The sequence below is a fragment of the Nonomuraea candida genome (genome assembly GCF_000725485.1).
GTDB classification, from domain to species: Bacteria; Actinomycetota; Actinomycetes; order Streptosporangiales; family Streptosporangiaceae; genus Nonomuraea; species Nonomuraea candida.
The window spans coordinates 1-3,707 of sequence record NZ_JOAG01000105.1 but is presented as its reverse complement, the minus strand read 5'-3'; the positions used below and the strand labels follow the sequence as shown (position 1 = coordinate 3,707).

Genomic DNA, 3,707 nt, shown 5'->3' with positions numbered 1-3,707 from the left:
TTCCTCGAAAGATCAGAAAAGGTCACTGCGTCGGCATGACTCGTGCTCACTCTTGCAGTCTACGTCAGAACACAATCTGATGTTGGCCGAAACGGACGCTCGACTCCGAGGCGGGCCGCCCTCACGCGACAGTAAGATCACCGAGTGACGAGAAGGGTGCTCGAGAAAATCGCGGAGCTGATCCGACGCACCGATACCCTCGCCGGCCTGGCCGACGAGGTGCAGAACGAAGCCAGAGACGGCCGAGAAGACCTACTTCGTCGACTGGCCGAAGCGTATGGGACGTGGTACGCGGAGGCCATGGCCATCCTCCCATCTGACCACCTTGAAGCCTTCCGCAAAGAGTACGAGGGAGGATTTCCGACCTATAAGATCAAGCACTTTCTGCAGGCAGGGCTCGAGCTCAACACGATATTCGCAGAACTGGCCGCCCAAGGAACGATCTCCAAGTGGCTGTACCCGGTCAGCACCGCATTTCATGCACCGCTGACCGAGCAGAAGCAGATCTTGCGTAACGTGGTGGCGCAGATCGGTGGTAGCGCCGGCATTCTGACTACTCTCGACAGCCTTGAAGAGGTCTTCCGGAGACTTCCCATCGCAGTGACGGTGCTGCGTCAAGAAGTCCGCGGACGTCCAGGACTCATCGTCAAGGACGAGTACGACCTGCAGCGCATAGTCCACGCTGTGCTGTGCCTTCACCACCTTGATGTCCGCCCGGAAGAGTATGGCCCCAGCAGGGCGGGCGCACACCCCCGACTCGACTTCCTGCTCAAGAATGAGCGGGTCGCCGTGGAGACGAAGATGACCCGCACTAATCTAGGACCACGGAAACTCGGGGACGAGTTGGCCCAAGACGTCCTGCGCTACCGAGCACACGACCACGTAGACGCCTGCTTCGCTCTTGTCTACGACCCGGAGAAGTACGTACTCAACGCGTCCGGTTTCGAACAGGACTTCCGCACAGACACCTCCTTCCCCGTCCGAGTGGTGATCGTCCAGTAACACCGCACCCCGGCGATCCACACGAGAGGACCGCCGGGAGGGACAGACTACTTGGCCGGCTTCCGCCGTCCGCACCTCACTCGCCAGCAGGCGCGATACCTACCGGGCACGAGACACCGGTGCCGCCGATGCCGCAGTAGCCGTTGGGCACTTTGTACAAATATTGCCGGTGGTAGCACTTCACTTCGCGCTACAGATCCAGCTTGGGAGGACTTCAGCCGGCTCTAAGGGCAGCGACCGCTTCGACGAGGCCCGCCGCCTCCAAGGCGTCGAGCACATCATCAACGGTCTCCGGCGGACTGATCCGTGAGTCCGCGATCTGCTGCACACAAGCCCAGACGACCCTTCCGTCCAGATCGATTTGGTCCAGCACGAAGTCGTCGGGCGACTTCACCTCGATGTCCCACGGAGCCAAGTAGTCGGCAGGGAAGTCCTTGAGATTCGACGTAACGATGACGCTTGCACCCACCTTGATCGCCGCAGCCAGCACATGCCGATCATCGGCGTCGGGAAGTTTCAGTCCTTCGATCAGTGGCTCATACCCCTCGACGAGGCAGTCTCGGACAGCGGAATTCATTAGGGAGCGGAGCTTGTCGAGCTTCTCTGCAGGAATGTCGGGCCGGTTGGCGGCGAGGTTGCGCTGCATCTCGTCGAGAATGCTGTTGGTCCACCTGGCCTGCACCCGTCCGGTCATGGCGAGGCGGATGAGCAGGTCCCGCAGCGTGTTGCCGTACAACACGTTCGCGTCGTAGACCACCACAAGAGTCATGCTCAGATGCCCAGCTCTTGCCCCAGCGCAGCGAGCTCATCCGCTGCAGCTCGGCGCTTGGCGTCGTCGCGACGCTTGTATTCCTGGAGATCCTCGAACGTGATCCGGCGGTGCTTGCCAATCAACCGGAAGGGAATTTCCCCCGTCTCCAGAAGTTTGATCACATACGGGCGCGAGACGTTCAACATGTCCGCCGCTTGCTGTGTCGTCAGCTCAGCATCCGATGGAATCACCGTGACTCCGCGTCCTTCGGCCGCTTGGGCAAGGATGAAGGCCAGCAGACTCACGGCTTCGCGAGGCAGGATCAAGGGGCCCTCGTCTCCGTGCTCACCGACGACCTGCACGGTCGGCTGCTCGGGATACTGCATCAGGTAATCCTTGATCCGGCGTACCGCGCGGCCGGCCACCTCGGCGTCGATGCTTCCCGGCCGAACTCTCTTGGCCTGCACGTCACCCACAACGTCACCCCCTCTTCGAAGTATCCGCAACAAACGAAATAAACGCAAGCGATATCGCTAGCGACTCAGAGGCGGACACAGTCGAGAACGGTCGTCAGCAGGATCATGGGCATGCCGCTGCGCCAGAGGTCCGAAGAGCGAAGAAGATGCGGGGTCTCCGCGAAGAGAAGCCCTAGCCTTGATCAACACCGACGGGCCGTGCGATCAAGAGCTGGAGCCTGGCTCTCCGCGATCTATGCGTCGCCGGAGGTCAGACCCACAGGGCAGGCCACGCCCGTGCCGCCGATGCCGCAGTAGCCGTTGGGCACTTCAAAGAGATATTGCTGGTGGTAGCACTTCGCTTCAGGCAATAGGTGCACGACCTAATGAGGCTTCGACCGGTGCTCAGCCCACGTGTCGACCGCCTCTTGAAGGTCAAGGGCGGCAACGTCCTCACGCGCCATCCCGACCGTGTAGATCAACCGGTCCGCGAGCCAGTCTGGAACCGGCTCCCTAGGAGCTGCTTCATCCACCCGAATGTGATCGGCGAGCGCGCCAAGGCGTTCGATCACCTGGCCGAGCTGGATGATCTCGGGACGACCTGCACCCGCCTCGCGGACCCTCGCCGTCGCCTCCGCGTACACTTCCGCGTCGGCACGTTCACCGACAGCCCACACCTCGCAGATCTCCACCGACTTGTCCTCGGTGATGCGGTAGACGACACGCCAGGTGTTGCGACCGACCACCAGCTTCCGGAAACCGGTCAGTTCCCCGCCAAGCGGGTAACCAGCTTCAGGGTTGTCCAGCAAGAGAAGGATCTTCTTGAGTATTTTGGGTACCGCGTCTGGCCCAATGCGCCGGAGGTCGTCGACTGCCGGCGCCGTGAATACGACGTCGGACACGATTCACTCATCGTCCGGAACAGCGGACAACGACTCGCGAGTATGCCCGAAGGCGGCGAGCACCTCATCGAGTGAGACCCGCTCCCCCGTGTCCGTGACCGACCGAGCGAGCACCAGCGCCAGATCACGCAGATCAGCCGCCGCCTCCTCGAGCTCCTTGAGCCGGCGAATACTCACCACAGCCGCCACTGGTCGATGCCGACGGGTGACCACCAGATCGGCCCCCTGCTCCGCATCAGCCACCAGGCGGGCAACTCCTCGCTGGGCCGCCTCTGTGACGCTCAGCTCAGTAGCGTCGTGCAGAACAGTCATACATCAACTATACATCTTTCTGTATAGAACCGCAGCAGCCATGACCGAGCATCGGCTCACGCGTCCCCGGACGTCAGGCCACTGGGCGAGCTCCCCGATGGTACGGCGGTCCAAGGCGTCGTGATCGTCGCCGAAGACCGTCTTGCTCGGCGTCCTGGCGACTACGAGCGCTTCGTAGCGGCGATCACGCGTCCCCCGCTGGTGACCTCGAACTCCCACTGCTCTAGATCCTTGCCGTTGTGACGATGAGTCGCGAGGTCACCACGTAGGCGATGTTGCCTGTCG

The 3,707-nt window shown here is 61.9% G+C and carries 5 protein-coding genes and 2 pseudogenes; 1 reads left to right on the top strand and 6 read right to left on the bottom strand.

All coding sequences use genetic code 11. The features are described from left to right. Positions 1-144 precede the first annotated feature (144 nt). A complete protein-coding gene (locus tag IO39_RS51600) occupies positions 145-1,002 on the top strand; it encodes a PD-(D/E)XK nuclease domain-containing protein (RefSeq protein WP_157549810.1) in 858 nt (285 codons plus the stop codon). 76 nt (positions 1,003-1,078) lie between these two features. Here IO39_RS51600 and IO39_RS58490 read toward each other — a convergent pair. The 6 genes and pseudogenes from IO39_RS58490 to IO39_RS43155 all read right to left on the bottom strand — a co-directional run. Next, positions 1,079-1,177 (bottom strand): annotated as a pseudogene (locus IO39_RS58490) (peptide-methionine (S)-S-oxide reductase MsrA); the annotation flags it as partial. A 39-nt stretch (positions 1,178-1,216) separates the two neighbouring features. Continuing rightward, positions 1,217-1,771: a PIN domain-containing protein gene (locus tag IO39_RS43170; RefSeq protein ID WP_043637465.1), complete on the bottom strand. Its 555-nt coding sequence runs from the start codon at positions 1,769-1,771 to the stop codon at positions 1,217-1,219. 2 nt (positions 1,772-1,773) lie between these two features. Next, positions 1,774-2,229, bottom strand: a complete 456-nt coding sequence (locus IO39_RS43165; protein ID WP_043637461.1) for a helix-turn-helix domain-containing protein — start codon at positions 2,227-2,229, stop codon at positions 1,774-1,776. 233 nt (positions 2,230-2,462) lie between these two features. Then, positions 2,463-2,570, bottom strand: a pseudogene (locus IO39_RS58485) (peptide-methionine (S)-S-oxide reductase MsrA); the annotation flags it as partial. 21 nt (positions 2,571-2,591) lie between these two features. Further along, positions 2,592-3,110, bottom strand: a complete 519-nt coding sequence (locus IO39_RS43160) for a type II toxin-antitoxin system RelE family toxin (RefSeq protein ID WP_043637459.1) — start codon at positions 3,108-3,110, stop codon at positions 2,592-2,594. Positions 3,111-3,113: 3 nt separating this feature from the next. After that, positions 3,114-3,422, bottom strand: coding sequence for a type II toxin-antitoxin system Phd/YefM family antitoxin (locus IO39_RS43155; RefSeq protein ID WP_043637456.1), 309 nt, complete (start codon positions 3,420-3,422; stop codon positions 3,114-3,116). Positions 3,423-3,707: the final 285 nt, after the last annotated feature.